This is a genomic window from Microbacterium sp. bgisy207, assembly GCF_965345035.1.
Lineage (GTDB): Bacteria > Actinomycetota > Actinomycetes > Actinomycetales > Microbacteriaceae > Microbacterium.
Genome location: NZ_CBDRMG010000010.1, coordinates 63,929 through 90,131, shown reverse-complemented (window position 1 = coordinate 90,131; position 26,203 = coordinate 63,929). Strand labels below are relative to the sequence as shown.

The 26,203-nt window shown below is 68.6% G+C and carries 25 protein-coding genes and 1 tRNA gene; 10 read left to right on the top strand and 16 right to left on the bottom strand.

The annotated features are described in order from the left end of the window. From ACSGC5_RS11125 to ACSGC5_RS11100, 6 genes are all read right to left on the bottom strand, one after another. Positions 1–2,397 carry an ATP-dependent helicase gene (locus ACSGC5_RS11125; RefSeq protein WP_434970684.1) on the bottom strand — a complete coding sequence of 799 codons (2,397 nt, stop codon included), beginning with the start codon at positions 2,395–2,397 and terminating at the stop codon, positions 1–3. A 73-nt stretch (positions 2,398–2,470) separates the two neighbouring features. Beyond that, entirely contained in the window at positions 2,471–3,559 is a 1,089-nt protein-coding gene (locus tag ACSGC5_RS11120) for a peptidase C39 family protein (RefSeq protein WP_434970683.1), read from the bottom strand. 1 nt (position 3,560) lies between these two features. Then, the gene (locus tag ACSGC5_RS11115) at positions 3,561–5,129 is read right to left on the bottom strand and encodes an ATP-binding cassette domain-containing protein (protein ID WP_434970682.1); all 1,569 of its coding nucleotides are present in this window, start codon (positions 5,127–5,129) and stop codon (positions 3,561–3,563) included. Continuing rightward, positions 5,126–5,983: an ABC transporter permease gene (locus ACSGC5_RS11110; protein WP_434970681.1), complete on the bottom strand. Its 858-nt coding sequence runs from the start codon at positions 5,981–5,983 to the stop codon at positions 5,126–5,128. Before ACSGC5_RS11110 ends, ACSGC5_RS11115 begins: the two co-directional genes overlap by 4 nt. Beyond that, positions 5,980–6,918 carry an ABC transporter permease gene (locus ACSGC5_RS11105; protein WP_434970680.1) on the bottom strand — a complete coding sequence of 313 codons (939 nt, stop codon included), beginning with the start codon at positions 6,916–6,918 and terminating at the stop codon, positions 5,980–5,982. Before ACSGC5_RS11105 ends, ACSGC5_RS11110 begins: the two co-directional genes overlap by 4 nt. Before the next feature lie 76 nt (positions 6,919–6,994). Further along, positions 6,995–9,664: an ABC transporter substrate-binding protein gene (locus ACSGC5_RS11100; RefSeq protein WP_434970679.1), complete on the bottom strand. Its 2,670-nt coding sequence runs from the start codon at positions 9,662–9,664 to the stop codon at positions 6,995–6,997. Positions 9,665–9,773: 109 nt separating this feature from the next. Between ACSGC5_RS11100 and ACSGC5_RS11095 the strand changes: the two genes are divergently transcribed. Both ACSGC5_RS11095 and ACSGC5_RS11090 read left to right on the top strand, forming a co-directional pair. Beyond that, on the top strand, positions 9,774–10,481 hold the full coding sequence (locus tag ACSGC5_RS11095; RefSeq protein ID WP_434970678.1) for a DUF1684 domain-containing protein: 708 nt from the start codon (positions 9,774–9,776) through the stop codon (positions 10,479–10,481). A 94-nt stretch (positions 10,482–10,575) separates the two neighbouring features. Further along, positions 10,576–10,992: a YccF domain-containing protein gene (locus tag ACSGC5_RS11090; protein WP_434970677.1), complete on the top strand. Its 417-nt coding sequence runs from the start codon at positions 10,576–10,578 to the stop codon at positions 10,990–10,992. Positions 10,993–11,001: 9 nt separating this feature from the next. Here the strand turns inward: ACSGC5_RS11090 and ACSGC5_RS11085 are convergent, their stop codons facing one another. Further along, positions 11,002–11,418 carry a hypothetical protein gene (locus ACSGC5_RS11085; protein ID WP_434970676.1) on the bottom strand — a complete coding sequence of 139 codons (417 nt, stop codon included), beginning with the start codon at positions 11,416–11,418 and terminating at the stop codon, positions 11,002–11,004. Positions 11,419–11,512: 94 nt separating this feature from the next. Between ACSGC5_RS11085 and ACSGC5_RS11080 the strand changes: the two genes are divergently transcribed. The 3 genes from ACSGC5_RS11080 to ACSGC5_RS11070 all read left to right on the top strand — a co-directional run bounded on the left by ACSGC5_RS11080 (position 11,513) and on the right by ACSGC5_RS11070 (position 13,076). Then, positions 11,513–12,124, top strand: coding sequence for a MerR family transcriptional regulator (locus ACSGC5_RS11080; protein WP_434970675.1), 612 nt, complete (start codon positions 11,513–11,515; stop codon positions 12,122–12,124). A 60-nt stretch (positions 12,125–12,184) separates the two neighbouring features. Beyond that, positions 12,185–12,257: transfer RNA gene (locus ACSGC5_RS11075), tRNA-Met, on the top strand. Positions 12,258–12,290: 33 nt separating this feature from the next. Beyond that, positions 12,291–13,076, top strand: a complete 786-nt coding sequence (locus tag ACSGC5_RS11070) for a nucleotidyltransferase domain-containing protein (RefSeq protein WP_434970674.1) — start codon at positions 12,291–12,293, stop codon at positions 13,074–13,076. A gap of 37 nt (positions 13,077–13,113) precedes the next feature. Here ACSGC5_RS11070 and ACSGC5_RS11065 read toward each other — a convergent pair whose 3' ends face one another. Then, positions 13,114–13,572: a hypothetical protein gene (locus ACSGC5_RS11065; protein WP_434970673.1), complete on the bottom strand. Its 459-nt coding sequence runs from the start codon at positions 13,570–13,572 to the stop codon at positions 13,114–13,116. After that, complete coding sequence (locus ACSGC5_RS11060; protein WP_434970672.1) at positions 13,563–14,147, bottom strand: helix-turn-helix domain-containing protein; 585 nt, start codon at positions 14,145–14,147, stop codon at positions 13,563–13,565. The genes ACSGC5_RS11065 and ACSGC5_RS11060 overlap by 10 nt, the downstream gene beginning before the upstream one ends. A gap of 199 nt (positions 14,148–14,346) precedes the next feature. Between ACSGC5_RS11060 and ACSGC5_RS11055 the strand changes: the two genes are divergently transcribed. Then, complete coding sequence (locus ACSGC5_RS11055; RefSeq protein ID WP_434970671.1) at positions 14,347–15,522, top strand: Mur ligase family protein; 1,176 nt, start codon at positions 14,347–14,349, stop codon at positions 15,520–15,522. A gap of 25 nt (positions 15,523–15,547) precedes the next feature. Here ACSGC5_RS11055 and ACSGC5_RS11050 read toward each other — a convergent pair whose 3' ends face one another. Together ACSGC5_RS11050 and ACSGC5_RS11045 are read right to left on the bottom strand one after the other, a co-directional pair. Next, complete coding sequence (locus tag ACSGC5_RS11050) at positions 15,548–15,739, bottom strand: hypothetical protein (RefSeq protein ID WP_434970670.1); 192 nt, start codon at positions 15,737–15,739, stop codon at positions 15,548–15,550. Positions 15,740–15,840: 101 nt separating this feature from the next. Beyond that, positions 15,841–16,389 carry a DUF421 domain-containing protein gene (locus ACSGC5_RS11045; RefSeq protein WP_434970669.1) on the bottom strand — a complete coding sequence of 183 codons (549 nt, stop codon included), beginning with the start codon at positions 16,387–16,389 and terminating at the stop codon, positions 15,841–15,843. A gap of 167 nt (positions 16,390–16,556) precedes the next feature. Between ACSGC5_RS11045 and ACSGC5_RS11040 the strand changes: the two genes are divergently transcribed. Beyond that, on the top strand, positions 16,557–18,257 hold the full coding sequence (locus ACSGC5_RS11040) for a DUF222 domain-containing protein (RefSeq protein ID WP_434970668.1): 1,701 nt from the start codon (positions 16,557–16,559) through the stop codon (positions 18,255–18,257). 152 nt (positions 18,258–18,409) lie between these two features. Here ACSGC5_RS11040 and ACSGC5_RS11035 read toward each other — a convergent pair whose 3' ends face one another. From ACSGC5_RS11035 to ACSGC5_RS11025, 3 genes are read right to left on the bottom strand one after another with little or no spacing between them, the layout of a single operon-like run. Then, positions 18,410–19,393 (bottom strand): hypothetical protein, encoded by a 984-nt coding sequence (locus ACSGC5_RS11035; RefSeq protein WP_434970667.1) that lies wholly within the window; start codon positions 19,391–19,393, stop codon positions 18,410–18,412. Between the two features lie 24 nt (positions 19,394–19,417). Beyond that, complete coding sequence (locus ACSGC5_RS11030) at positions 19,418–20,461, bottom strand: ABC transporter permease (RefSeq protein WP_434970666.1); 1,044 nt, start codon at positions 20,459–20,461, stop codon at positions 19,418–19,420. Further along, positions 20,458–21,384, bottom strand: coding sequence for an ABC transporter ATP-binding protein (locus tag ACSGC5_RS11025; protein ID WP_434970665.1), 927 nt, complete (start codon positions 21,382–21,384; stop codon positions 20,458–20,460). The genes ACSGC5_RS11030 and ACSGC5_RS11025 overlap by 4 nt, the downstream gene beginning before the upstream one ends. Before the next feature lie 90 nt (positions 21,385–21,474). Here ACSGC5_RS11025 and ACSGC5_RS11020 point away from each other — a divergent pair, with 90 nt between their 5' ends. From ACSGC5_RS11020 to ACSGC5_RS11010, 3 genes are all read left to right on the top strand, one after another. Next, positions 21,475–21,723 (top strand): hypothetical protein, encoded by a 249-nt coding sequence (locus ACSGC5_RS11020; RefSeq protein ID WP_434970664.1) that lies wholly within the window; start codon positions 21,475–21,477, stop codon positions 21,721–21,723. Between the two features lie 49 nt (positions 21,724–21,772). Further along, positions 21,773–22,051, top strand: coding sequence for a helix-turn-helix transcriptional regulator (locus ACSGC5_RS11015; RefSeq protein ID WP_434970663.1), 279 nt, complete (start codon positions 21,773–21,775; stop codon positions 22,049–22,051). 111 nt (positions 22,052–22,162) lie between these two features. Then, positions 22,163–22,459: a hypothetical protein gene (locus ACSGC5_RS11010; protein ID WP_434970662.1), complete on the top strand. Its 297-nt coding sequence runs from the start codon at positions 22,163–22,165 to the stop codon at positions 22,457–22,459. On the opposite strand, the gene ACSGC5_RS11005 is transcribed toward ACSGC5_RS11010, so the two are convergent. After that, positions 22,460–24,136 carry an ATP-binding protein gene (locus tag ACSGC5_RS11005; protein WP_434970661.1) on the bottom strand — a complete coding sequence of 559 codons (1,677 nt, stop codon included), beginning with the start codon at positions 24,134–24,136 and terminating at the stop codon, positions 22,460–22,462. 163 nt (positions 24,137–24,299) lie between these two features. Continuing rightward, on the bottom strand, positions 24,300–26,045 hold the full coding sequence (locus ACSGC5_RS11000; RefSeq protein WP_434970660.1) for an ATP-binding protein: 1,746 nt from the start codon (positions 26,043–26,045) through the stop codon (positions 24,300–24,302). Between the last annotated feature and the right edge of the window lie 158 nt (positions 26,046–26,203).

Below are 26,203 nucleotides of genomic sequence, written 5' to 3'. Positions count from 1 at the left end.
CTACGCGTCGAGCTTCTCGATGGGAGCGATCTTGATGAGGAGTTTCTTTGCGCCCGCCGAGTCGAAGCGCACGTGCGCCACACGCTTGGCGCCCTCGCCGGTCACGGCATCCACACGTCCCTCGCCGAAATCATCGTGACGGATGCGGTCGCCCGGCGCGAGCACCATGTCGCCGTTGTCGCGCACCTTCGCGGGAACACGGTTGGCGAACTTCTCGATCGACGTCGATCGGGGCACGAGCGCATCACCGTAGCGTCCCGCGCCGCCCGCACCGGTCGACGAACCGAATCCGCCGCGCGGACGCGCGTTGAGGGCGCGGGACTGGGATCCGCCGCGCGAATTCACGTCGCCCGGAGACTGCCGCCAGTCGATGAGCGTCGCGGGGATCTCCTGCAGGAAGCGGCTGGGCATCGCCACGGAGACCTCGCCGAACTGCGCCCGAGTCATCGCGAGGGTGAGATACAGGCGCGAGCGGGCGCGGGTGACGCCGACGTAGAACAGGCGACGCTCCTCTTGCGGCCCGCCCGGCTCTCCTGCCGAGATGCGGTGGGGAATGAGGTCCTCTTCGACGCCCGTGATGAACACGGTGTCGTACTCGAGGCCCTTCGCGGTGTGCATCGTCATGAGCGAGACGGACCCACTCGCGTCCTCGAGGTCGTCGGCATCCGAAACCAGCGCGACCTCGGTGAGGAAGTCGACCACCGTGCCTTCGGGATTGTTGCGCGCGAACTCGCGGGCCACGGCGACGAGCTCGTCGAGGTTCTCGATGCGCGCCTCGTCCTGCGGGTCGCGGGAGGCGCGCAGGGCGTCGAGGTAGCCGGACTTGTTCAGCAGCAGCTGCAACCCCTCGGCGACGGTGGTCGGAGGTGCCAGCTCCCCGGATGCCGGCAGCATGAGCTCGCCGGCCTCGGCCAGAACGGCATCCAGCTGGGCGATCGCCGCCTGGATCTTCGGACCCACCCCCAACGCCGAGGCGTTCGCGAGCGCATCGCGGAAGGTGATCTGCTCGTCGGCGGCGTACCGGGCGATCGCCGTCTCGGTCACGTCGCCGATGCCGCGACGGGGCTTGTTCAGGATGCGGCGGACGGCCATCTCGTCGGCAGGATTGGCCACGGCGACCAGGTAGGCGAGGGCGTCCTTGATCTCGGCGCGCTCGTAGAACTTCGTGCCGCCCATGATCTTGTACGGCACCGCCGAGCGGATGAAGATCTCTTCGAGCGCGCGGGACTGGGAGTTGGTGCGGTAGAACACGGCCATCTGGCTGTACTCCACGCCCGTGCGGCGCAGCGCCTCGATCTCATCGGCGACGAACTGGGCTTCGTCGTGCTGCGAGTAGCCGGTGAACCCGACGATCTGCTCCCCCGCCCCGACGTCGGTCCACAGCTTCTTGTCTTTCCGGTCGAAGTTGTGGCCGATGACGGCGTTCGCCGCAGAAAGGATGTTCTGCGTGGACCGGTAGTTCTGCTCGAGCAGCACGACCTTGGCGCCGGGGAAATCGCGCTCGAACTCGCTGATGTTGCGGATGTCGGCGCCGCGGAACGCGTAGATCGACTGGTCGGAGTCGCCGACGACGGTGAGCGAGGCGCCGTCGAGCTCGGGCGCCTGATCGGGCTCGAAGATCATCATCCCGCCGACCGAGTACGGCTCGGCCGCCGCCCCCGTAACGGGACGGGTGAGCTCGTGGATGAGCGCGTACTGCGCGTGGTTGGTGTCCTGGTACTCGTCGACGAGGATGTGCCGGAACCGGCGCCGGTACACGTCGGCGACCTGCGGGAAGGCGCGGAACAGGTACACCGTCTGGGCGATCAGGTCGTCGAAGTCGAACGCATTGGCCCGCTGCAGCGCCCGCTGGTAGTCACCGAAGATCTCGACGAAGAGGCGCTCGGCGGGGTCGTTCATGTTCGCCTGGCGGGCGTAGGACTCGGCATCCGCGAGCTCGTTCTTGAGCTTGGAGATGCGGCTTTGCACCCCCGCGGGGGTCAGGCCGAACGCATCGGCCTCGTGCTCTTTGACGAGCCGCTTGATGAGCGCGCGGGAGTCGCCGGAGTCGTAGATCGTGAACGCCTTCGTGAACCCGAACTGCTCGGCCTCACGCCGCAGGATGCGCACACACGCGGAGTGGAAGGTCGAGATCCACATCCCCTTCGCGTGCTCCCCCACGAGCTGACCGACACGCTCGCGCATCTCGCCGGCTGCCTTGTTGGTGAAGGTGATCGCGAGGATCTGGCTCGGCCAGGCCTCCCGGGAGCGCAGCAGCGAGGCGATTCGGTGCGTGAGCACACGCGTCTTGCCTGAGCCTGCGCCCGCGACGATCAGCAGCGCCTGCCCACGGTAGAGCACCGCTTCGCGCTGCGGCGGATTGAGGCCGGTCAGCAGCTCGTCGTCCACCGCATCCATAACCCCCCAAGTCTATTGGCGGCCTCCGACATTCACGCCGGGCGGTGCGAGCCTCGGGCAGGATCCCCGCCGGTCAGCGCGCCGAAAGGAAGATGACGCCGCGGTAACCGTCCGGGCCCCAGGCGACCAGACGCTCGAGATCGTCGACGTGGATCGGCAGTTCGTGCGTATCGACCCAGGTCTCTCCGGTCTCACGGTTCACCCACGGATCCTCGACGACGACGTACGGTCCGGCGGCGGCGTGGGCCACGATCCAGTGCGGCCCGGGGTCCGCGTGCATCGGGGCTTCGTCGATGAGAAGCAGTGCCTGTTCACCGGCAGCGACCCGGGTAGCGACCTCTGACATCGGGACCCGGGCACCGTCGATCGGGATGCCGAGATCTGCTGCGCGCTTGCGGGACTCCCGCTGCAATTCAGCGCGGAAGTCGTGATCGAAGCCGCTGAAGTCCTCCAGCAGCACCGGGCCGGGGTGGTCCAACGCCACCTGCACGGCACCGCCGGCGCCCAGATGCTCCTGCACCGTCACGGCCAAGCCGATCGGCTCGCACGCGGGGTAGTTGCTCGCACGCCGCCAGAAGTCGATCTCGAGTTCACGATCAGGTTCGGTCTCCCCCGCGAAGCCGGGGCGACCGAAGCGTTCGGCGGCGATCAGCCCCGCCACCGCGCCGCACGTGAACAGCGTCGTCTGGCCGTAATACCCCGGCTCCTTGTGCGCGATCGGAACCAGCCAGCGCACCAGGCCCTGCGTCACCTCCGTGCCGACGGCGCCCCAGGGCGCACGCATCCGCGCGAAACCGTGGTCGGCAGCGCTCGCGGGCGCCGTGGCGCCCTCGGGAAGCTCCCACTTCACCGCCGCGTCACCGCGCTCACGTGCCCGGGCCAGCACGCCCTCGACGAGGCGGTCGGCAGCGCCGTCCGGCGCATCCGGTGACACCCACAGATCGACGATCTTCGTCGCCGCGGTCGCGGGGCGCCCGGAGGTCAAGACTGCCGCGAGGATGCGGTCGCCGTCGGCGAGCGCCTCCACCGCCGGCCGGTAGCCGTCCCGCCCGATGCGCCAGCGCGCGGCACGTTCCGTCCCGAGGGCATCGGCCACTCCGGCGGCCAAGACCGCGGCGACGCCGGCGGCGCCCTCCGCGAGAGTCGGTTCGATCGCTTGCACGTCAGTCCTCTCTGTCGCCGGCACGCACCGACGTGTTCTCACGGTGCGCGGCAGCAACCAGCATCCGGGTGTATTCGTGGTGTGGGTCGGTGAGCACGCGGTCGCAGGGTCCGGACTCGATGACCCGGCCATCCCACAGCACCGTGACCGTGTCGGCGAGCAGCCGCACGACGGCCAGGTCGTGGGAGATGAACAGCAGTGAGATCCCGAGCTCGTCACGCAACCGCGTGAGCAGCGCCAGGATCTGCGCCTGGACCGAGACGTCGAGCGCCGACACCGACTCGTCGCAGATGAGCAGTCTCGGGCGGGGAGCCAGCGCCCGGGCGATGGCGACGCGCTGACGCTGTCCACCCGAAAGCTCGGCGGGGCGTTTCGCGGCAAAACCGGCGGGCAGGCCGACGGTCTCGAGCAGCTGCGCCACATCGGATGCCGGGCGTCGCGCCACCGTGAGCGCCTCCCGCAGGATCGCCCCGATCGACATCATGGGGTTCAGCGACGAATACGGATCCTGGAACACGATCTGCATCTGCGCGGGCGTGCGCGACCGGCGACCCGGGGCGAGCGTGTCGCCGTCGAACGAGATCGTGCCGGCGTCTTCGCGCTCGAGCCCCGCGATACAGCGCGCGAGGGTCGACTTGCCGGAACCCGACTCGCCGACGACCCCGACGATCTCGCCCTCGCCGATGCGCAGATCGACCCCGTCCAGGACGGTCCGCTCGCCGAAGTGCTTGGTCACACCCCGCGCCAGCACGAGGGTCGCCGTCTGCGCCTCCTCGGGCACCACCGTCTCCCGGGGTGGCGCGAGCACGGGGTCGGCGTCGATGAGCGCCCGGGTGTACGGATGCTGAGGCGCCGACAGCACGGTGTTCGTTGCGCCGCGCTCCACGATGACGCCGTGCTGCATGACCAGAACGTCGTCGCTGCGGCCGCGCACCAGCCCGAGGTCGTGGGAGATGAGGATCACCGAGAGATCGCGGCGCGCCTGCACCGCGCGCAGCAGGTCCAGGATCTCCGCTTGGTTGGAGGCATCCAGCGCGGTCGTCGGCTCATCGGCGATGAGCAGTCTCGGATCCGCGGCCAGAGCCGCAGCGATCGCGACGCGCTGCCGCATCCCGCCCGACAGCTGGTGCGGATACGAACGAGCCACACGCTCGGGCAGCTTCACCTCCGCCAGCCGTGCGGCGACCGCCCTGGCCACCTCGGCGGGCGGCATCCGGCGGTCGGATGCTGCTCGCAGCGTCCATGCGATCTGGTCGCCGCATCGGTGAACCGGAGACAGGCTCGTGAACGGGTCCTGCAGCAGCAGCGCCACCGTGCCACCGCGCACCGAGACCCACGCCGACGGCGGGGCATCGAGCGGGATGGTGGTGTCTGCCACCACGGCGGTGCCGCCGGCCCGGAATCCGCGCGGCAACAGACCGATGAGGCTCTTCGCGCTCAACGTCTTTCCCGAACCCGACTCGCCGATGATCGCAAGGGTGCGCCCGGCAGCGATCGTCGCGTCGAACGGCTCGACCACGACGCCCTGGGGGCCGCGGACTGTCAGTCCCTGGATCTGCACGCCGCTCATGCGTCCTCCCCCACCTGCGACAGACGCTGCCCCAGCCAGTCGCCGACCAGGTTCATCGCGCACGCGACGAGGATGATGAGCGTGGCCGGCACCATGACAGCAGCGGGGTTGTCGAACATGATCGCCCGGTTGTCGGTGAGCTGGCGTCCCCAGTCGGCAGTCCCGGGCGGGACGCCGACTCCGAGGAACGACAGTGATGAGAACGCGACGATCGCGAACGCGACGTTGAGCATCGCGTTCGTGATGACGAGCGTGGAGACGTTCGGGAGGATGTGGCGGAACATGACCCGCCACCGGGAGAGCGAGAGCATCTGCGCGGCCTCGATGTAGGGGCGGGCGGACTGCTCGAGCACGCCGGCGCGGACGATGCGGATGTCCGACGGTGAGAACAGCGCGATCAGGAGCAGGACGGTCACCCAGTACCCGCCGCCGAACACACCCGCCACGACGATGGCCGCCAGCAGCACGGGAAGGGCCAGGAGCAGATCGGTCCAGCGGCTGATGAGGAAGTCGAGCCATCCGCGCTGGTAGCCGGCGAGGGTGCCCAGCAGGATGCCGAGCAGCATCGACCCGACCGCAACGCACACCGGTCCGATCAGCGCCGAGGCCGTCCCCGCGACCGTCATCGCGAACACGTCGCGCCCGAGCTCGTCGGTGCCCAGCAGGTGGCCGTCGGTGCCGGGGGGCAGCAGCGCCGACAGGATGTCCTGACGCATCGCATCCGGAAAGACCAGCGGACCGAGCACAGCCGCAAGGACCGCCAGCACGATGACGCCGATGGAGAGCAGGATGAGAATCGGCATCCGTCGTCGACGCCTCATGGGCGCCGTCATCAGCTCGATCGCCGCGGTCATGCGGGAACCCCCCGTTCACGGACCCTCGGATCGAGCAGGATGTAGGCGATGTCGGCCAGCAGCGCGATCACCGCGATGACGATCGCCACCAGCAGCGTCAGCGACTGAACGACCGCGATGTCTTTGAACAGCACGGAATCCTGAAGCAGCGTTCCCAGGCCCGGCAGCGCGAACGTCGTCTCGGCCAGCACCGTCCCGCCGACCAGGAAGGTGAGCACGAGGCTCGCACCGGTCACGATCGGAATCGCCGCGTTGCGCAGCGCGATCCGCTGCACGAGTGACTCGGAGAGCCCGCGCGCGCGGGCGGAGGTCACGTAGTCGGTCTCGAGCTCGCGCAGCATCGCGGTCCTCGTGAGTTTCAGGATGATCGCCCCCAGACCGAGCGCAAGTGTGATGGCGGGCAGGATCAGGTGCCAGAGAGTGTCGAGCCCGCCCGACCCCGCTCCGTAGACGGGAAAGAGCGGCAGGTAGTAGGCGAAGACGTACAGCAGCAGGAGACCCACCGCGAAGGTCGGGGCGCTCAGGCCGACGACGGCCAGCGCGCTCGCGACGCGGTCAGACGGGCCCCCCGCCCGCACGGCGCTGCGCACACCGAGCGGGATCGCGACGACCAGGGCGAGCACGAAGGCGATGCCGCACAGCAGCGCGGTCAGCCCGACCCGCGACCCGATCGCGTCGGCGACCGAGGTCTGCAACCGGATCGACTCTCCGAGGTCGCCCGTGAGGAAGCCGCCGAGCCATCGCAGATACTGCACCGGCAGCGGGTCGTCGAGGTGGTATTGGGCACGGATGGCCGCGACCGCCTCCGGCGAGGTCGGCCGGTTCCCGAGCAGATTCTTGACGATGTCGCCGGGCGCCAGGTACATCAGCGAGAAGACGATGACCGAAAGCACCAGCAACACCCCGAGCATGCCGAGCACGCGCACTGCGAGCATCCGGCCCAAGGGCCGCGATCGCGGTGCGCGTGCTCGGAGGGGTGAACCCGTTGTCACTGCGGTAGACCCGATCCCCTTACGGAGCAGCCCGGTAGAGCTGCGTCGGCCACGACGAGATGAACGCGAATGCGCTGTAGTCGTTCATCCCGAGATCGTTCGCGAAGGCGGTGGCCGACTGGCCCCACCACAGCGGCACGTTCACGGCATCCTCGGCCTGCAGCGTCTCGGCCTCGATGAGCAGGTCGATCCGCGCGCTGGGGTCGGACTCGGCGCCGATCTGCGAGAGCAGCGACATGATCTCGGGGTTGTCGTACGCGGCGGGGTTGCCGACTCCCAGCAGGTAGCTGGGGATCTCTGCCGGGTCGCCGAGCGTCGAGAAGTACCACATCATGTTCAGCCCGTAGTCGCTGGACGCGTCCAGGCTCGCGAGCCACTCCTCGATCGGAACCTCACGCACGTTGAGCGTGATGCCGATCTCGGCGAGGTTCTGGGCGAGGGCCTGAGCCGCCGTTCCCAGCTGCGGTCCCGTGTTCGGGGTGAGGATCTCGGTCTCGAAGCCGTCGGGGTAGCCCGACTCGGCCAGCGCGGCCTTGGCAGCATCCAGATCGAAGTCCCACTGCGGGATCTCGGCGAGCTTCTCGCGGGCGACATCCGGCGAGTACACGGCGGCGAGCGACTCGGGGGTCATGATCGCGGTGGCCGCTTCGCCGTGCCCGCGCAGCAGCTTGTCGACGTAGGCCTCGCGGTCGACGGCGTGAGCGATCGCCTCGCGCACCTTGGGGTCGTCGAACGGGGCGACACTCGTGTTGAAGTACAGACCCACGTAGGAGAGATCGTTGACGTAATCGACCCGCATGGTGTCGAGGTTCTCCCACTGCGTGGATTGCGCGAGCGGCACGTTGAAGGCCACGTCGATGTCACCGGACTGCGCTGCCAGGAGCCTCGTCGACTCATCCGGGACGAAGTTCACCGTGATGTTCTTCACCTTCGGCTCTTCGCCCCACCAGGTGTCGCTGCGCTCGAACGTGACGTGCGAGTCGGGCGCGAACTCCGTGACCTTGTACGGGCCGGAACCGAGCAGGAGCGAGGATGCGGTGCCGACGTTCCCGTCATTGGCCTCCCAGAACGCCTTCGAGGTGATGAAGGCCGCGCCACCGGTGCTCATGTTCTTCGCGAACGCGGCATCCGGCTCGGTGAGGGTGATGGTGACCTCGCTGTCACCGGTCTTCTCGACGGACTCGACGTTGGTCATGTAGTAGGCAAGACCCGGCGAGGTCGTCTCGTCGCGCGCCTCGTTGAGGCTGAAGACGACATCGTCGGCGGTGACCGGGGTGCCGTCCTGGAACATGGCATCGTCGCGCAGCTCGTAGACGTAGGTGACGTCATCGGGCTGAGACCATGACTCGGCCAGCGCCGGCTGGATGGCGCCTTCAGCGTCGATCGAGACGAGCCCCTCCTGCGCGATCGAGGCGATGTAATAGTTGAGGATGCCGGACTCCTGCCCGACGTACAGGTTCGAGAGGGAGCCGGGGAGCGCGACGGTGATGCTGTCGATCTGCTCGCCGCTGTCGGCGAGCGCGGTGCTCGCCTCGGGCGCTGCGCTCCCGCTGCACGCGGAGAGCAGAAGCGCCCCAGCGGCAACGACGGCGCCCGCCTGGGCGAGACGGACGGGTGACGGGAAGGGCATAGGACTCTCCTCTGTGGGTGCGGTGCGGACGGGATGGGTCGTGGGTGCGGTGCCGAACCGGGCTCGATGACCGGCACTGCGGCGCCGGGCGTCGAGGATGACCTCGACCTCGGCGGATGAGGGGCGAAGCGAGGCGAGCACGCGAAGCGCGGATTCGACGGCCGGGATCGTCGCGGCTTCGACCAGGATGGTCGCGGTGGCGCGGCGGGTAACGGCAGGAGACAGGCCCCACGCCCGGAGCCCGTCGGGAAGATCGATTCCCGCGAGCGCACTCTCGGCGACGAAGGTCGTGCCCACGCGGTGACGGGCAAGGGCCACGGCGGCTGCCGCGCTCGAGACCAGGATGTCGTCTCCCGCGCGGGGGCGCTCGAGCCGTTCGGCCAGGAGATCCCCCGGTGAGCCCGCGCCGCGGATCCAGAGCTGATCGGCCAGCAGCGCCGGATCGATGCGCCCGCCGGCATCCGGGATGTCGGCGGTGCTCAGCGCGATGATCTCTTCGGCGAACAGGAACGTCGAGCGCATGCCGCCGCGTCGCGCCGTCCCATGCCGCTCACCGCTGACGGCGAGCGTGAGCGTCACCGCGATGTCTGCCCGGCCGTCTTGCACGAGGGCGAGCGCTGCCGCGTTGTCGGAGGCCTCGACGAACGAGGCGTCGATGTCGGGCTGCTGTGCGGCAAGACGCCCGAGGGTGGGTGCGACGACAGTGCCCACGGCCTCGGCAGAGGCGGCGATGCGAACGAGATCCGCCCGGCGCCCGAGCATCCGTGCCAACTCGGTCGCCGCCGCCGTCAAGCTGGCATCGATGCGCGGAGCGTGCTGCGCGAGCAGCGCGCCGGTGGGCGTGAGCCGCGCGGCGCGCGCCGTGCGTACGACGAGGGCCACGCCCAGTCGTGCCTCGAGGCGTTGCACATGCTGCGTGATCGTCGGCTGCGAGTAGCCGAGGGAGCGCGCGGCAGCGCTGATCGAGCCGGTCTGGTCGATCGCTACGAGGATGCGGAGCGAGTGCACGTCGAGCGCTCGTGTCAGCGCGTCGATGTCGATGTCGCTCCGTCGATCCATAGCGAGATGCTATCTATCACTGAGTTTCGATGGTGTAACAATATGTTTCGCGAGTGTTTTTCCTGGCCACCGAGCCACCGACCGCCGCGGATCCGAGGGGAAGGCCGTCATGACGACCGACGAAGAGTGGAGAGCGCGCCGCGACGCCGCCGTCTGGTCGGCGGGCGGGATCGCCACCCTCGCGGCGACACACTGGCTGGACAAGATCCCCCGCGCGTTCGACGGCGCGCCGGGTCAGTGGCGTGACGACGACGGCCGTGCGGTCGGGACGACGGAGGCCGGGGTCGTCACCCTTGCACCCGGAGACCGCTGGGAGTCGGGTGCGCTCGAGCTTCGGGGGTTCGAACGCGATGGCGCGGTCGCGCTGCGGGTGTATGACCCTGAGGCCCCCGCTCGCCGCGGCATCTCCCGGATCGAACGATGGCCGACGGATGAGGCGATGCGGCTCGAGGCGCGCCTCGATCGCTCACCGACGCGGGAGGTTCCGAGCGTGGCTGTGGACGGACACCACAGCACGGAGGATCTCGACGGTGTCCTTGACCTCGCTCTGCCCGAGGGCCACGTGCGCCTGTGCGTGCGGACTCTCGACGACGGATGGCTGTTCGCCGCGTTCTCCGACGCCACGAGCGGAACAGACAGCTATCGTTTCCGCTTCCTTCGGATGCCGCCGCCCGCATCGGATGGGACCGTCGCGGTCGACCTGAACCGCGCGTACCTGCCACCGTGCGCGTTCTCGGACGGCTATGTCTGCGTCTTTCCCCCGCCGACGAACCGCTGGCAGATCCCCGTTCGCGCGGGCGAGCGCCTCGTGCGTTAGGTGTGCACGCGAGCTCCGCAGGAGAGGCTGCGGCCCTGGCGCGTACCGACTGACATCCACCCGCTACCCAGGTGCCCGACACAGAATGGATGCCATGCGCACCCTCCTGAACATCATCTGGCTCGTCCTGTCGGGGTTCTGGCTGTTTCTCGGATACATGCTCGCGGGGGTCATCCTGTGCGTGCTCATCGTGACGATCCCGTGGGGCATCGCGTCGTTCCGCATCGGCCTCTACACGCTCTGGCCCTTCGGCAGAGAGGTCGTCGACCACCCACGCTCCGGGGTGTTCTCGTTCCTGGGAAACGTCGTGTGGGTCATTCTCGCCGGCTGGTGGCTCGCGATCGGTCACATCCTGTCGGGGCTGGCGCTGTGCATCACGATCATCGGCATCCCGCTGGGAATCGCGAACTTCAAGCTCGTACCGGTCTCGCTGATGCCGCTGGGCAAAGAGATCGTCGAGAAGCGCCGGGGCGGTCAGTTCGACCGCGCCGCCGACTCTGTAGCCCGCTGACTTCGCAGCTCAGCTGAGCGCTGCCACGCCGGCTGCGATGACGGATGCTCCGACCACGGCAAGCGAGACGGCGAGCACGGCGACGCCGGCCCAGAGCAGGGCCATCGCCCGACCCGGCTTCTGCGGATCACGACCGATCACCGACAGGAAGAACCCTGCGGGAACCAGGATCGCCGACGCGAGCACGCCGACTGCTGCCCACTCCCAACCGCCCGTCACTCCTGCGGATGCCTGTGTGAGTGCGCAGACGATCCCGAGGATGACCAGGACGCCCGCGTGCGCGTGACCTGCCCGGAAGAACGTCTTCTGCAACCCGTTGAACGGGTAGCCGCCGGTCGTGGCGCGCAGGACGAACGTGCCGCCGTAGGCGATGGTGATGACCGTCAACAGCGTGGCGCCGACGACGATGGACAGGATCGGGGACATGGATGCTCCGCTTCGACTTTCCGCGCCGCCGGCGCGTATTGGATAGTGTCACTACCCAATATAAGATAGTGAAACTATCCAAGCAAGGAGCATCGTGCGCATCTCCGAACTGTCTGAGCACAGCGGCATCCCCGTCGCCTCGATCAAGTTCTACATCCGGGAAGGGATGCTGCCCCGAGGCGCAGCCACATCGGCGACCCGCGCCGAGTACGGAGACGAGCACCTCGCACGCCTGCGTGTGATCCAGGCGCTCAGTGATGTGCGGGCACTCCCGCTTGCCCGAGTGAAGGAGATTCTGGCTCTGATCGACGAGCCCGACGACTCGGCGTACGCGACGCTCGGAAAGGCCGTGAGCGCCTTGCCGCCGTACGCCGACGAGACGAGCACCGAGCGCGCGCGCGAGACCATCGAGGCGCTGGGGCTCACGTACGACGAGCGCTTCGCCGCGGTTGCACAACTGGAGGCCGCGATCCGCGGGATCGAATCCGCGGGGCTGGCCTGGGATGCCGACACCGCCGCCCGCTATGCCGGACCGCTCCTGCAGATTGCAGCCGCCGAGCTGATCCCGCTCGCAGAGCTCAGCGGAAGCGAGCAGATCTCGTACGCCGTGCTCGGCACCGCGATGTATGAGCCCGCGATCCTCGCGTTGCGCCGACTGGCGCACCAGCATCTGCTCGCGACGCGGGCGACGGATGACGACATGTGACGTCACGGTAAGAAACACGCCAGCCGAGCGTCAGGGGCCGCGGTTAGCGTTGGGCCGTATCGCGGCGGACCGGATGGTTCCGGGCACCGGTTCATACCCGGTCGCGCAGCGGGTTCGACTCCCGCCGTCGCGTCGATAGCTTCTCCCCGACGCGTAGGGTCGAGCCGTGCGCACGATCCCACCAAGCCTCAAGCCAAGTGTCGTCTCCGAGATCGACGAGCGCCTGTCAACGGTGGCGAGCGAGCATGACGTGCGCATCCCCTGGGCGATCGAGAGCGGCAGCCGCGCGTGGGGGTTCCCCTCGCCCGACAGCGACTACGACTGTCGCTTCATCTACGTGCGGCCCCGCGAGCGCTACCTCTCGCTGTGGCCCGAGCGGGATGTCATCGAGACACCCCTCGATGCGGTTTTCGATGTGAACGGCTGGGATCTGACCAAGGCCGTGCGATTGATAACGAAAGGCAACGCCACCGCGATCGAATGGCTCCGCTCGCCCATCGTCTACACCGGCGACGCCGGCTTTCGCGACCGCCTTCTGGCGCTGGCATCCGACGTCGCAGAGCGTGCCGCCGTCGGACGCCACTATCGCCATGTCGCCCTGCAACAGCGGTCGGGTCCGCCCTCGCTGAAGCGTTTCTTCTATGTCCTGCGCCCCGCAGCGGCACTGCGTTGGCTCGCGGTCCACACCGACGAGGCAGTGCCACCCATGGATCTGCCGACGCTGCTCTCGGAGGGGGACGTCAGTGCCGGCATCCGGGATGCGGCGCGAGACCTCATCGCACTCAAAGCCCAGACGCGGGAGCTGGGCTCGGGCGAGGCGCCGGAGATCCTGCAGCGCTTCGTCACGGAACAGCTCGACGATGCGGAGCGGTTCGAGACAATGCCGCCGACTCGCGACGTTGCGGAATCGAGAGCCCGTGCCGACGCGTTCTTCCGCGCGGAGATCGGCTGAGTCCGGCATCCGTCGCAGCGCTGTTGGCAGCCGTCCGTCAGGTGCCGACTCCGCGCGCGATCGCAGCGACATGAAGCTCGTGAGCGGCTTGTCGCGCAAGCGCAGCCTCGACCGCACCTATGGGGATAGCGTCGTAGCGACTCTTATTCCGTACGCGGCGTAGTCGATCGAATCGAGTCGCCGCGCGATCACCGGGCGGCGAGTCGAGTACGGCGCGCACGTAGCGCCCGAGCGCTTCATGCTGACCCACGCCGTTGCGCGTGCGGTATCCGTGCGCCGCAAGCAGTGCTTCGCCGACATCGTGCGCCGCGTCGTAGGCGAGATCGTATGCGACGACGACGCTGGTCAGCAGTGGAAGCTGGCTGATCCGCTCAGCCGCCGCGGCGAGAAATGCGGCAGCGCGGGCTGGATCCGGCGGGACTTTCTCGAGTCGACGCGCAGAAACCAGCACATCGATGGCGTCCCGCTGCGTCTTCGTCAGCGGGTTCACTGCCACGGAACATCCCCAAGGATCGAGACCGTAGGGCTTGCGCGGACATGATCAAGGAAACCCGAGTCCGCTGCCAGCTCAGCCGGGGTCAGAATCGTCGCGTTCACAGGACGGTGCACCACCTCTTCGACCCGATCACATGCCTGGTAGACGAGCTCAGCCTCTGGCGTCCCGACCACCATCACGTCGATGTCATTGGGAGCCGGACCGTCGACGCCGCGTAACCGCGCTGCGAACGATCCGTAGATGAACGCCGAATCGATGCCCTCGATGCCGGCAAGTTCTCGGGAGAGAAGGGTGACAGGGCCTGTGACGACCTGGAGGATTTGGCGCAACGGCGGGACGAGGTCGCTATCGGCGTTGGCGGCAACCAATCGCGTACGTCCGACCTGACGCTCGACGAGGATGCCTGCATCCACGAGACGTGCCACCTCGCGATGAGCGGTGGGGTAAGCGAGCTGCGCGCGGGTCGCAACGTCGGTGATACTCAGCTCCCCATCGCCGAGGAGAAGGACCGACAGCAGGCGCGCCTGCCCGTCCGACCGGAAGATCGGAGCGAGAAGAGGCGGCTCTGTTCTCATATAGTGGATATTATTATCCGTTATATCGATAGTCAACCGGTCCATCTCCCCCTGCACCGAAGTCGGATACCTGGTTCGCGTTGCCCGATCGTGCTGCCGCAGCGGCCGACGCCGTTCAGCGCGAGCCTTCGCCGGTAGCGCGCGGCGCGCGGGTGGGATAGGTTCCGCGATACAGGCGCCGCCACTCCCCAGGAGCAGGATGATCACACCAGTCCCACGACCCGAGGGCCGGCCGGTCGTCTCGGCCGTCACCGGCACCAACGGCAAGACGAGCGTCGCGACCGCGACTCGGCAGTTGATGACCCTCATCGGATGGCGAGCTGCCAGCTACGACTCGACGGGCATCACCGACGTAAGCGGAGACGTTCACGAGGCGAACACCCGCCGCTCCCCGGACTATCTGCCGGAGCTCATCGGGTCGCAGGCCCGGGCTGGAGCGGATGCCGTCTCGCTGGAGGCATACGTCGGTATCCTGGCCGATGGACTCTTCGAGCGGGTCGAAGTCGACGTTGCCGTCTCGACGGGGCTGGAACGAGATCACATCGACGTGCACGGCAGCATCGACGGGTATTGGAAGGCGAAGCTGCGTCTGTTCGAGGAGTACCTGCGCCCCGACGGCATCGCCGTTCTCGCCACCGACTCGGCTCAGGGAGATCTGGTCCGCGCCGCCGTTGCGCGGCGCGGTGCGAATCTGATCACCGTCGGTGACGGCGGCGAGGTACGGATGGGTGGCGCGCAGGAAGTCGACGGTCGGCTCAGACTTCGGTTGATGATCGGCGACTCTTCCTACCCTGCGGTGCTACCCACCGTGCACTCGATCGCCGCGACGAACCTGGTCCTCGCCGCCACTGCGGTGATCGGAGCCGGCGGGGATCCCGCACACGTCGCGGAGGCTCTCCACGACGTCGCGCCGCCGCCGGGAAGGCTCCAGGTCATCGCCGAACACGATGGCGTCACCGCCATGGTGGACACCGCGCACAACCCCGGTGCGCTCCGAACAGCGCTGCAGGCCGTACGTGCGCGCACACCGGGACGCCTCATCCTGGTCTTCGGCGCCGGCGGCGAACGCGACCGCGGCAAGCGAGGCCCCATGGGCGAGATCGCCCGTCAGCTGGCCGACCTCGCCATCCTCACTGACGACAATCCCCGCCGCGAGCCCGCCGATCGTATTCGCCGGGAGGTGCGCGAAGGCGTGCCGGGATGCATCGAGATCCCGGCACGCCGAGACGCGATCCTCGCCGCGATCGAGATGGCGCGGCCGGGCGACACCGTTCTGGTCGCGGGCAAGGGAGACGAAAACTACCAGCTCGTCGGGAGGGAACGCGTCCCCCACGATGATCGGGAGATCATCCGCGCCGCGATGACACGTCCTTAGCCGGCGCGCCGCACTGCCTCAGCGGTCACGCGCTTCCCGTATCGGGGTCGTACCCGCCGTCCGGGTCATACCCGCCGTCCGGGTCATACCCGCCATCCGGGTCATACCCGCCATCCGGGTCATACCCGCCATCCGGGTCATACCCGCCATCCGGGTCATACCCGCCATCCGGGTCATACCCGCCATCCGGGTCATAGTGCCCGTTTTCGTCAGCCATGGCGCCCCCTCTCGCGTCCCGGCGACGTGGTGTCTCGGCGACGCGATACCGATTCAACGATGACTCGCCGCGGCGCGCAAGGCCCTGGTCACGCCGACCACTCAGTTTTCCTTCGACAGACCGAGTGCACCGAGCGCGGATGCATCACCGAGCCGATCTCGCGAGATGACGCTGAGCTTCCCGTTGCTTTCCATCACGACCGCCGCGACGGACGACAGGTCACCTGCACCACTCTGGCGCACGGCCTGTTCCACATCGGCGCGTGCGACGCGCTGGCGGCGGAGGGCGTCCTCGTCGATTGCACCGTTGCGAAGCAGCAGAGTGGGGGCGGCAGTCGTGAGCTTGCGGATGCGACGCGACATCGCCGCGGCGAACGCAACCACCGCTTGCAGCAGGAGCAGAAGCGAGAGGGCGACGATCCCTTCGACGAACGCGACATCCGAGGTCAACAGGATCGTCGCGAGCGTGGATCCGAGCGCGACCGTGACGATGAAGTCGAAGGCATTGAGCTGGGCGAGCGTGCGTTTGCCCGATATGCGTATCGAGGCGATGAGGAACGCGTAGGACGCGACTCCGACCAGGAGCACGCGGACGATGTCTGACCAGCTGTCGAACCACATGCCGTGAGAGTAGGTCGGCTCGCGATGCACCGGAACACCCTTGCGCGGGTCGCCGGATGCCGATCTCACTGCCCCCGCGGGCTCCGATGCGCCTGTCGCTTCCTCCCCAGAGCCGCGAAACAAAGCCCTGTCCACAGGCATTTTCGAGCGACGGCGAGATGCCCGCCAATGTCGGAGGTTGGTGATGTCCTGAAGACATGAACATCCTCACGGCAATGCGCGAGCGGCTCGACCAGCTCGCTGTGTTCGCCGAGCTGGATGTCGAACCCACCGGGCTACCCGCCGGTGCAGCGGCACTGTCCGACGCCTCCGTGCTGGAGGTGCTCCGTCATGTCACGGCTATCGCCAATGATGCCGAGCGCCTGCAGTCCGTGGTCGCCGGCGTCGCGGCGACGAGGTCCCGTCGCGAACAGGGGCATTCGGGGCTGGCAGCGGGCCAGGGCCACGCGTCGCCGGCCGCATTGATCCAGTCGATCACCGGCGGAAGCCGCGCTGACGCCCTGCGCCAGCTGCGCGTCGGGGCAGCCCTGCTCGATGCGGGCTCCACCGAACCGGCGGATGTCGAGAGCGGCGACGCTGCCGGCACCGGCGACGATTCACCGTCACCAGGCGCCGACCCCGCCGAATCATCCGCGCGCACGCCATGGCACTCGCCGATGCGGGTAGCCCTGCTCGAGGGGCGGCTGACACCGTCCCAGCACGATGCGATCCGGGGCGGACTCGGCGAACCCGAAGCCGAGGGTGTCGACCCGGCCGCGGCTGCTCTCGCCTGGTCAGTCGCGGCGGAATCCCTCATCGACGAGGCAGTCGAGGGCGCATCTGTCGAGGAGTTGCGAAGCCGAGCACGGCAGATGCGCGACATCCTCGATCCGACCGGGGCAGCGTGCCGGTTCCAGACCCGCTACGAGAAGCGCTCGCTGCGCATGTGGATCGACCAGCACGGCCAACACCACGGTCACATCACCTTCGATGACGAGATGGCGCTGTTCGTGCGATCGATGTTCGCGGCAGCGCTTCGGCCCCGGCGCGGTGGCCCCCGCTTCGTCACGGATGCCGAACGTGCCGCAGCCGCGGAGCTCGCCGATGACCCGCGCACCAACGAACAGCTGGAGTACGACCTGCTGGTCGACGTCCTGCGCGCCGGCGCGGTAGCCGAGGCCGCCGATGTCTTCGGCGTCCGCCAGCCCGGCGTTCGCATGGTCATCGTCAAAGACCAGTCGGGCCCCCGCGACCCGCTCGGCCGCATGATCGCTACCGGTCACGCCGAAGACGGCGGAGACACCCTCCCGGGAACGATCATCGATCGCACCCTGTGCCAGCACGGCTCGATCGACGTCACCGTCGACAACCGTGGCAACCCCCTCGACCTCGGTCGCGAGCAGCGCCTCTTCAGTGCGAGGCAGAAGCTTGCGCTCGCGATCCGCGACGGCGGCTGCGCCGGGATCGGATGCCCGGTGCCCGCCGCGTACTGCGAGTCGCATCACATCGACCACGTCGCACACGGCGGCAGGACCGACATTGACCGCGGCATCCTGCTGTGCCGGTTTCACCACATGCAACTTCACAACAACGGGTGGCGCATCGTCCGCGACGGACTCGGCCCGTTCATCCTCATCCCGCCACCCGGACACCGATCACCGGACGGAACCGAGACCCCGCCGCGGCCGCTGCGCACGAAAGCGCCCTGGTCGTGGGCGTGGGACCCGCCGCCGCCACCCGACCGACCACCCTGGCGCACGCCATCCACCGCGACGGCGATCGCCACGACAGTGTCCCCACCGGACGCGCCGGCCGCGCAGCTGCGCGGATCTCAGGTCGGCGCGGCACCTCGGTCCACCATGTCGATCCCCGCACGCCGCAGCGCCTCGACGATGCTCGACTCGTCATCGACGTCCTAGAAGCCTCATCGACGTCCGTGAAGCGTCATCGACGTCCGTGAAGCGAAACGGACGACACCCGCTGGTCGACCGACTCACGCACAGCGCCAGAGGCAGCATCGCGCCACAGAGAGCACCGCGCCGTCGGCAGCGCCGCGCCGTCGCGGGCGCGCTCACCGGCGGGGATCGTCGCGTCGCCAGGTCAGCGCCAGGAACACGCCCAGGAGAGCCACCACGACACCGACGCCCGCGGCGATCCACGGCGCTGCGGGGGGAATGTCGGCGTGAGTCGTGAGGCCGAGAACCCGCGCGAGACCCCACAACAGCAGCCCCATCTCGTCGTTCCACAGCGTCGGGAACCCGTCGAGCCCGACCAGTCCGATGACAGCCGCCGGGATCGCAAGGCCCGCGCCAATGCCGGCCAGCACGATGCCCGTTCCCCGTCGGGCACCGAACTGGCTCGACAACGCCCACCCCGCCGCGACGAAGAGCCACACGAACAGCGCGAACGCGATCGTGGTGTAGACGGTACGAGGCACCGGATCGGCCCAGAGGACCAACCAGTATCCGCCCGGGCCCGCGATCGACAGCACGATCAGGGTCAGGATGCTGCGCAGGACGAGCACGCCACCGACCGCCGCGACAACGGGCCACGGCGAGCGCTCACGCACGAACGCCCGCACGACGAGCAGGAACACGAGCCACCCCCCGAGCACGAGCGCCATGTGCGTCCACGACAGGAACGAGGTCTGCACAGCCCGCGTCGCAACAAGCAGGCCGCCGGGAATGATGATCAGCAACCAACGGTCCAGTGGCAGCATCCCGAGTGTCGACTCCCGCGCCCGCCATGGGCGCGTCGCCGCCAGCCACGCCGCGCGTGCAGCCGCCGCCCCAGGACGACGAACCAGGCGCGTGCGCGCCGACAACATCCCGATCACCACCCACGCGACCGCGAGCACCAGAAGAGCCCGCGCAAGCCACGCCATCGCGACATCGCGCTCGAAACCGGCGGCTCCCTGCTCAACCCGCATCCGGGCTGCGGGTTCGGCGCTGGTGGCAAGAACGTCCGGCGCAACCGCGGCGATGCTCGCCCCGAGCGCAAGCAGAAGCGCCGCCGCCACGACGGCCAGGATGGTGCGCCGCACCGCGGACCTCATCCCCTCACGCTCCCGGGAACCCACTCACGCGATGCGCGTGCCCGGCGGCAGAGTCCGCGATGGCGTACGGGTTCGCGACCCGCCCCACCACAGGAGAGCGCCGGCGAGCACAACCTGAACGGCGAGGCCGACGAACCAGCTCGGCGTCGTCTGCGAGTAGATCTCCTCGGGGGTGGACTGAGTAGTCGGCGCCCACGCGCATTCATCCCACGTCACACTGTCCTCGGGCGGGATCTGAGCTCCGCGGACAAGCACAGCGAAATTCCCGAAAAGATCCTCGGGGTATCCGCCGGTACTGAAACGGGCCGGGGTCGCGTCGGCGAGGATGACGAACGGGTTCGCCGACAGCAGCCACCAGACCGTGTCGAATCGTGGCACCTCGTACGAATAGCTCTCCCACGGGCCACACGTCGGCGGGTTCGTCGTCGGCAACCCCGAGTCGTCGTAGACGTAGCTGCGATACGACTGGGTGACGTCAGTGCGGATCGCGGCGCCCCCGAGGCCGAAGGCGATCGGCGTGCCCACCACCAGCGCCGCGACCACCAGATAGGTGACGGCGACAGAGAACAGCGGGCGGGCGACGATTCCGCTGAGGCCGACGCCGATGGCGGCGACGATCGCGATCTCGACGATGAGGATCACCAGAGAGACCAGCACCACGAGCGGGTCGACTCCGCCGCTGAGGGCGGCGACCAGCATGAACGGCACCGCCACCGCGACGAAGGACAGACCCGTGAGCCACGCGGCGAGGAACTTCGCCAGCACGATCTCAGCGGTCGTCGCGAGGGTCACTTGGACGGGGGCGAGGTTCGCGGCATCCCGATCGCCGTTGATCGCGTTCCCCGACAGGGTCGGAGAGACGAGGACGACCAGGAGCAGGACAACGAAGACGACGACCGAGTAGACGCCCGCGCCTACGCCGTCCGAGTACGAGAAGGCGAGGAGCGACAGCGCCGTGACGAGGACCAGGAGCGCGGCGAATACGCCGAGCAGCACGTACCAGGCGACGCTGCGCACCCGCTGCGTGAGATCGAGGCGGACAAGCGTCCCCAGGCGGTTCCCGCTCACGAGAGATCACCTCCGCGCAGGTCGAGGAAGGTCTGTTCGAGGTCGCCGACGGCGGGCGCGAACTCGCTCACCGGCACGCCGCGCTCCACGAGTCGGCGAAGGGCTGCCGCCGCATCGTCGTCCGTCGCGACGGAAATCAGGACATCTGCTCGGTCGACGCGCACCGCGTCCGCTGGCAACTCGAGAGCCGCGGTGACGGATGCTGCAGCATCCGTCGGCTGACCGAGCAACCGGATCCGCCAGTCCCGCGTGCGACGCGCGGCAACCGCCGTGCCGGAGTCGACGGAGCTGCCGGCGACGAGGAACACGGCGTCGTCGATGACCTCCTCGAGCTCAGCGAGGACGTGGCTGGATACGAGCACCGTGCGCCCCTCTGCGGCGAATCGGCGAAGGAGGTGTCGCAGCTCGACGCGGGCCGCCGGGTCCAATCCTGATGCCGGTTCGTCGAGCAGGAGAACGCGCGGGTCGTGCACCAGGGCTCGAGCAAGTCCGAGCCGCTGCTTCTGGCCGCGCGAGAGGACGCGAGCGGGCGCAGACGCGAGCGAAGTCAGCTCGACGAGTTCGAGCAGTTCATCGGCGCGTGCGCGCGCGACGTCCTTGGGCAGATCGTGCAGCCGCCCGGTGACGATGAGCGTCTCGCGCGCGGAGAGCGCACCCCAGGTCCCCAGGGCATCGGGCATCCAGCCGAGGATCGCCCTCGCCGCCTGTGGCTGCTCGATGGGATCGATGTCACCGATACGGATCGTTCCCGCATCCGGGGCCAAGAGCGAGGCGAGCATGAGGAACAGCGTCGTCTTGCCCGACCCGTTGGGGCCGACCAACCCGGTGACCGCACCCGGACGGGCATGAAGCGAGACATCGCGAACCGCCTCGACCCGGCCGAACGAGCGTCGCAGTCCAGTCACGACGATGGCGGCATCCATGTGCCCACCCTACGCGAGGCGAGGGGTGGGCTGCGGGCGTGCGAGCCGGCCACCTCGAGCGATGCCGCGGTGATCGTGTAGCATGTATACATGCTCTTCGAGAATTCGGGGTCGGAGCAGCGGGTGGGCGGGGTGGGAGCCACCAGCAAGCGGGGCGGGCCACGACGCGACTGGCGCCTGATCGCGCTCGTTGTCGGGGTCGTGCTCGCGACAGCCGGTGCGGCGGTGTCCGCGGAGAGCATCCGCGCGCACTATCCCCGCACGGCAACCCAGCCGCGGCACAGCATCGCCGTGACGCCCAGACGTCGACACCATGACTGTCACGGGGGCCGCGAATGAGAAGGTATACATGTGCATGTATCACCGAATCGTCCGCGACGCTGGATCCGTGTCCACTCCTGAGAACGACCCCTGGACCGACTACGTCGAGGCGTTGGGCGTCGCCCTCGCCCGTGCGCGCGCCCATCGAGGGCTATCGCAGGAGCGCGTTGCACACGCTGCCGGAATCTCGACGTTCACCTATCGCAAGCTCGAGAAGGGCGAATCCAATCCGGGAACGCCCGCGAACCCGCGTCTTCGCACGCTGGCCTCGCTCGCCGAGGTCCTGGGAGTGCCGCTCGCCAGCATCCTTCCCCCTGACCTGCCCGGCATCGCCCCAGGCCGCTAGCCACGGATCCGCCACCGGCGATGTCGGAGGTCGATGGTCCGATAGACGCACCGTGCCCACCCCAGACATCGCTGGCGGAGATTGTCGACCCGCCTGAGAAGGAGCGGCACGATGTGCGAGCACAGCTGGTGCGTCACACCGCACGCGGCAACGAGCCATCCGGCGGACGAGGATCACCGCAGCCCGGGAACAGCGGTGCGCGCACGCGTCCGCGGCGTGGGGGCGCGAGGCGTCGGGGACGATGCCGACCTCGAGGTCGGCATCCTGCGACGGGCGGACGAAGACCAGACCTGGCTCGTGATCGACGCGGGCAACGGCATCGGCGTAGAGATCGCGCTCGACGAGCTTCCCCGACTCGTGCGCGACCTTCGGCGGGACACGACGTTGCGGCGTATCGCCGACGCATGATCAGCTCGTGCGGCGAGTATCGCGATCCCGGCCCGGTCTCGGCGTCTGGGCTGCCGGCGGAAGCGCGAGCCGCACCGATGTCCCTCGGCCGGGAGTCGACCGCACCGACACATCGATTCCGCACTGGTCGCAGATCGTGCGAACGATGTGCAGCCCCAACCCCGAGCCCGGGATCTGGCTGCGGTGTGCGCTGTCGGTGCGGTAGAACTTCTCGAACATGCGTCGCTGCTCACCCGCCGTCATCCCGATCCCCGTATCGGTCACGACAATCACGGGTCGCTCGCCGTCGCGCTCAACGCTCACACGGACCGCACCCCCCGGCGGCGTGAAACGCAGCGCGTTCGAGAGCAACTCCTCGAGAGCGCGGCGCAACAGGTACGAGTCGACGTACGCGAAGAACGAAGACATCTCTCGGACCGTCAGGTCCACCCGCATCTCGTCGGCAGCGGGCCGCCAGTTTGCGACGGCCTGCGTCACGATCAGGGCGGCGTCGGTCACCTCGCGTGATGCGGACACCTCCTGCCGACCTGCGGCGATGACCTTGTCGACGACCTCCCGCAGACGCATTGCGGCTGCCTCGATCCGCGCGAGCCGCTCGTTCTGCTGGGGCGGGGCACCCTCGAGGTCGAGCAGATCGAGTTCGCCCAAGAGCACGGTGAGCGGCGTCCGCAGCTCATGCCCGGCGATGTCGAGAAAGCGATCACGAACATCGACCGCGTCCACGAGGCTCGTGATGTCGGCCGCGATGAACGCGGCGCCGATGGGCTCCTCGCCGCGGGCGATGGGCCGCACCGTCACGCTCATCGCCCGCTGATCCCCGGGGGCGCCGACCCAGATGGTGCGGCGCTCGCTGCGAGAGCTACTGGCGACCCGCGCCAACAGCTTTCGATCAAGCCGCACGCGAGAACTGCGGTCCTCACCGTAGACGTGAGAGGCGGGGCCCTCCGACCAGTCCGTCCCCACGTCGAGACCCGCGCGAGCCACCAACGCATCGAATGCGTCATTTCGATGCAGGATGCGGCCACGGGGCGTGATGACGGCGATCGCGTTGGGACTCGCATCGAGCACGGATCGGAACACCTCGGCCTGGTCGCGTTGCGAGCGCATGGTCACCAGGACGCGCTCGAATGCCTCCGCAGCGTGCTCATGCTCCGTGCGCAGCAGGCGACCGACGACGTAGGCCGACGCCGTGACGAGCGCGCCGATCAGCGGAAACAACGGCAGGTTCGCGAGGGCATCCTCAGAAAGCGAGGCGCCGGTCTCCCGCGCGAGCGCGACCGCGGGGGCAACGAAGACCAGCACGACGCCGAGCGCGGCCATCGGGAGCGGGAACGCGAGCCCGAGCCACATCAGCGGCGGCAGGAACAGCAACGCCGCCGACGGGAACGCTTCCTCCACACCGGGCCAGATCAGTGCGACGCCGACCAGGTCGGCCAGCGGCACCACCGCGATCCAGCGTCCCGGCCCAGACGGCCGGGCGACGGCGACGAAGATCATGATGCCGAGTCCGACGACCAGGACGGCAAATCCGTCCACGGCGAACCAATACGACCAGTTTCCCCCGCGAAGGGCATCGACCAGCAGGACGACGCATGCGGCGATGACCAGCCCGACCTGCAGATAGGGCTGACGGCGCAGGCGCAAAATCGGGTCGCCGAGCGCCGCTCCTCGATTCACTACTGCATCAACCCCTAGCCCGGTCCGCCTCACCCTTCCGGACTCGTCTGGCTCACCCTTCCGGCTGACCGGGAGTCTGTCAAGAACTGTTCCGGCGTGTGCCGTGGAGACCGTCAGGCGCGGTGCCGCGCCACCGCACCGACCCCCGCGGCGCGCACGACGATCACGCCGCCTCCTCGTCGGAGCGCATCGCCGGCGGAAGCCACACCCGCGCCCGGGTTCCTCCACGCGGCGCCGGCTCCAGTTCGATCGAGATGTCGTTCCCCTCGGCGAGGCTCTGCGCGATCGACAGCCCGAGCCCCACTCCCGGGAGAGCCTGCTCACGGGCGAAATCCGTGCGGTAGAAGCGGTCGAAGGCGCGACGGCGCTCAGTCTCGCTCATCCCGACACCGGCGTCGGTGATCTCAACGACCGGCCGGTCCTGGTCGCGCCGGGTGTCGATCGACACCGTGGCACCGGGCGGTGAGTAGAGGACCGCGTTACGGAGGAGCTCGTCCAGGATCGCAGCAAGGCTCCGCGGGTCCACACTCGCTGTACCCACCCCATGATCGGCGAACCGCACCCGCACGTCACGTTCGCGCGCGAGCGACGCTTCCCGCTCCACGACATCCCCGACGGTCAGCGCGACACTCGTGGTCTGTGGAAGGGCGCGCACCGTCTTACGGTAGGCCGACAGAAGGTGCTCGACCGTGCTGAAGAGCCGCTGCGCTGCCTGATCCACGCGATCAAGACGCGAAGCGACGCGTTCGGACACGTCTTCCATCTGAGCGAGCTCCGTCTCGCCCATGAGCACCGTCAGCGGCGTCCGCAGCTCATGACTCACCGAATCGAGGAAGCGGTCGCGCACCTCGATCGCCTCGACGAGGTCAGTGACGTCGTGGGCGATCAACACGAACCCGAGGGGCTCGTCGTCGTGAGAGATCGGATGCGCGGAATAGTTGACCGCGACCTGGTCGCGCTCCCCCAGCCAGGCGATCCGCGCACGGATACCGGGTCTGCGCGCCAGCTCCGCGATCGCGTCACGCGACAGCAGCAACGGAGTCCGCCGATCCGCGGAGTAGACCCACCGACCGCGCGAGAAGGAGGACCCTTCGAGGTCGACTCCGGCCCTTTTCGCCAGGCGATGAGCAGACCCGTTCGCGGTGAGAACTCGGCCGTGCGGGTCGAAGACGATGACGGCATCCTCCGTCGCCTCGGACACCGCTTGGAATATTGCCGACAGGCGCTCCTGGGCGTCGGACGCCTCACGGGAGGCCGCGAGCGCCGCGTGGCGATGCGACACCTCCCGACGCAGCTGGTGGGCGGTCACGAAGGCCGACAGGGCGATGAGAGCTGCGAACGCGACGAAGACCCCGAACGCGATCCATTCCGGCGCCGCGTCGGGGACCCGCCCAGCACTGATCGCAGGGGCGAGGGGAATCGCACCGGCCAGCACGATCCCCATCGCGATGGTGGCCAGGGGGAACGCCGCCCCCAGCCACACCAACGGGAACACCATCATGAACCCGATGCCGTCGACCAGCTCTGACGCCTCGTTGCGGATCAAGGGGATGCCGACCAGGCCGCTGAGCGGGACAACCGCCACCCACGCCGTGTGCTCTCGCGGCCGGATCCGAGACAGGATGACCATCACCAGCGCACCGACGGCGATGAGGCCCAGACCGGTGAGTGCGCTAGGAGTGAGCATGTCGGCTCCGAACGCGTGGGCGGTGGCGACCACACCCACGGCTGCCGCGAGCAACGCCAACTGCGTCCACGGCTGAGTGCGAAGCATCACCGGGGAGACCGCAGCCTCCTGCTCACGGCTCTGCGCGCCGGTCACTGTCGAACCACCTTGTCCGACACGGGCCAACTCATCCATCGAGGTCACCCCCGCCTCAACCGTCGCCCAGACGACGCACGCTGTCAAGCACTCAGGCGAAGGACGCGACTCCCAGATCGGGATGGTCCACGAACACGCCGTCGAGGCCGGCCCGGCGGAGGATTGGGGACCAGACGTGGCTCGTGCTCGACGCCGGCGACAGTGCGCGTATCGCACTGGGTCCGGACGGGGCGCGGCGAGCGCTT

Coding starts and splice junctions, on each gene's coding strand:
- ACSGC5_RS11100 (WP_434970679.1), bottom strand. CDS start 9,664: ATGGATCGACGGAGCGACATCGACATCGACGCGCTGACACGAGCGCTC.
- ACSGC5_RS11050 (WP_434970670.1), bottom strand. CDS start 15,739: ATGGCTGACGAAAACGGGCACTATGACCCGGATGGCGGGTATGACCCG.
- ACSGC5_RS11040 (WP_434970668.1), top strand. CDS start 16,557: ATGAACATCCTCACGGCAATGCGCGAGCGGCTCGACCAGCTCGCTGTG.
- ACSGC5_RS11055 (WP_434970671.1), top strand. CDS start 14,347: ATGATCACACCAGTCCCACGACCCGAGGGCCGGCCGGTCGTCTCGGCC.
- ACSGC5_RS11105 (WP_434970680.1), bottom strand. CDS start 6,918: ATGCTCGCAGTGCGCGTGCTCGGCATGCTCGGGGTGTTGCTGGTGCTT.
- ACSGC5_RS11010 (WP_434970662.1), top strand. CDS start 22,163: ATGTGCGAGCACAGCTGGTGCGTCACACCGCACGCGGCAACGAGCCAT.
- ACSGC5_RS11035 (WP_434970667.1), bottom strand. CDS start 19,393: ATGAGGTCCGCGGTGCGGCGCACCATCCTGGCCGTCGTGGCGGCGGCG.
- ACSGC5_RS11110 (WP_434970681.1), bottom strand. CDS start 5,983: ATGACCGCGGCGATCGAGCTGATGACGGCGCCCATGAGGCGTCGACGA.
- ACSGC5_RS11095 (WP_434970678.1), top strand. CDS start 9,774: ATGACGACCGACGAAGAGTGGAGAGCGCGCCGCGACGCCGCCGTCTGG.
- ACSGC5_RS11115 (WP_434970682.1), bottom strand. CDS start 5,129: ATGAGCGGCGTGCAGATCCAGGGACTGACAGTCCGCGGCCCCCAGGGC.
- ACSGC5_RS11025 (WP_434970665.1), bottom strand. CDS start 21,384: ATGGATGCCGCCATCGTCGTGACTGGACTGCGACGCTCGTTCGGCCGG.
- ACSGC5_RS11060 (WP_434970672.1), bottom strand. CDS start 14,147: ATGAGAACAGAGCCGCCTCTTCTCGCTCCGATCTTCCGGTCGGACGGG.
- ACSGC5_RS11020 (WP_434970664.1), top strand. CDS start 21,475: ATGCTCTTCGAGAATTCGGGGTCGGAGCAGCGGGTGGGCGGGGTGGGA.
- ACSGC5_RS11125 (WP_434970684.1), bottom strand. CDS start 2,397: ATGGATGCGGTGGACGACGAGCTGCTGACCGGCCTCAATCCGCCGCAG.
- ACSGC5_RS11085 (WP_434970676.1), bottom strand. CDS start 11,418: ATGTCCCCGATCCTGTCCATCGTCGTCGGCGCCACGCTGTTGACGGTC.
- ACSGC5_RS11090 (WP_434970677.1), top strand. CDS start 10,576: ATGCGCACCCTCCTGAACATCATCTGGCTCGTCCTGTCGGGGTTCTGG.